This window comes from Cryobacterium inferilacus (assembly GCF_019599185.1).
Classification (GTDB): Bacteria; Actinomycetota; Actinomycetes; order Actinomycetales; family Microbacteriaceae; genus Cryobacterium; species Cryobacterium inferilacus.
Genome location: NZ_JAIEUL010000049.1, coordinates 1 through 1,637 on the forward strand (window position 1 = coordinate 1; position 1,637 = coordinate 1,637).

Annotated in this window: 1 protein-coding gene and 1 pseudogene; both read right to left on the reverse strand. The window is 65.4% G+C overall.

Going from position 1 to position 1,637, the window contains the following annotated elements; translation table 11 throughout:
• Window positions 1–198, reverse strand: a pseudogene (locus K2F54_RS18815) (ATP-binding protein); the annotation flags it as partial.
• A partial coding sequence (gene istA, locus K2F54_RS18820; RefSeq protein ID WP_220607385.1) for an IS21 family transposase occupies window positions 195–1,637 on the reverse strand: 1,443 nt, incomplete at its 5' end. The pseudogene K2F54_RS18815 and the gene istA, both read right to left, overlap by 4 nt.

Consider the following 1,637-nt stretch of genomic DNA (forward strand, 5'->3'; position numbering starts at 1 on the left):
CAGCCCGGCCCGCCGGATCAGACCCGCGACTTTGGAGTGCGTGAAGGTCGAATAGGCGTCATCGACGGCCAACCGCATCCGGTCCTCGAACGGCAGGCCGATGCTGAGCATCTCGTCCTGGGTGTCGATGGCCTCCAGCAGCTCGCCGGCGTTCATCTCGCGGAGCTTGCGTTTGGTCTCCCCGTCCAGGCGGCTCATCGGGTGCCGCCGGCGTAGTAGGCGCTGCCACGAACGTAGCCGCCGTCATCGCCTTCCGGCTTGTCTGGGACGTGCCCGGTTTTGTCTTGGCCGGTGTCGAGGATCGGCCGCAGGTGTGCGTATCTCGGGGAGCGGATCGGCCCGCGTAACGCCAGCTGGCAGGCGGCCTCCACCCGGGCTGGTGAGAAGCGGCGAGAGAGCCGCAGCACCGCCAGGGCAGGGTCATAGCCGGCCTCCTCGATCGCCGCGGACTGGAAGATCTTGCCGATCACCGTAACCGTCGCCGGGCCCATCCGGGCTGCCCAGTCGTCGATCCGGGTCCGGTCCCAAGCTTGGAAGCTGCGCCCCTCGGGCAGGTCGGCGTCGTTGGTCTGATACTTGTTCACCGTGCTTGCCGGCAGCAGTAGGTGGCTGGTCAACCGTTCGTCGTTTCGATAGACCTCAAGCATCGTGTCCGTGACGCGGAGATCCACCTGGGCGCCGATGTGGCTGAAGGGGACGGAGTAGAAGTTCCGGGCCCAGACCACGTGAGCGTTCTTGTTGACCTTCCGTTTGTAGGACCAGGTGCTGATCTCGAACGCGGCCGCGGGCAGCGGTTGCATCAATGGTTTCTCTTCCGTCGTGAACACGCTCAACCGGGACCCGTCGCGTTTCTGGAACGGCTGCCGGTTGTAAGCATCAATCTGTTCCCGGATCCGCCCTCGCAACTGCGTCAACGACGTGAACGTTTCGTGCCGCAGGCCCGCGATGACCCAGGTTGCAACATGAGAGACCGTGTTCTCAACGCTCGCCTTGTCTTTCGGTGCCCGAACTCTGCCCGGCAGCACGGCGGCCGAGTAGTGCGCGGCCATCTCCCGGTAGGCGTCGTTGAGGACGACCTCGCCCTCTCTGGGGTGGGAGATGACCCCGGTCTTGAGGTTGTCGGGCACCAGGCGCGGGACGCTGCCGCCAAAGAAGGCGAACATCGCGGTGTGGGCGCGCAGCCACGAGTCCTGCCGCATATCCAGCGTCGCTTCCACGAACGCATACCGGCTGAACGGCAGGCAGGCGACGAACAAATACACCTTCGAGATCTCGCCCGTCGTCGGATCCAGCAGTTGCATCGTCGGCCCAGACCAGTCGACCTCGATGCTGCGGCCGGCCTTGTGTCCGACCCGCGACGTCGCCCCGGAGACAGCGGCATAGTCACCATAGAGCCGGCAGAACCGGTCATAACTCATCGTTGCCTGGCCAGCCCTGCCCGACGTATCAACGTACTCCTGGTGCAGCAGCTTCAACGTCACCCCCACCCGGGCCAGCTCGGTGTGCACGCGCACCCACTCCGGCTGCGCGAACACAGACTCGCGCACTCCACGGCCGGGAAACAACGCCGCATACACCTCGGCCTCCGACATCTCCACGACGTCATCCCAACCGAGGCCGAGTCGGTCCGCCGCATC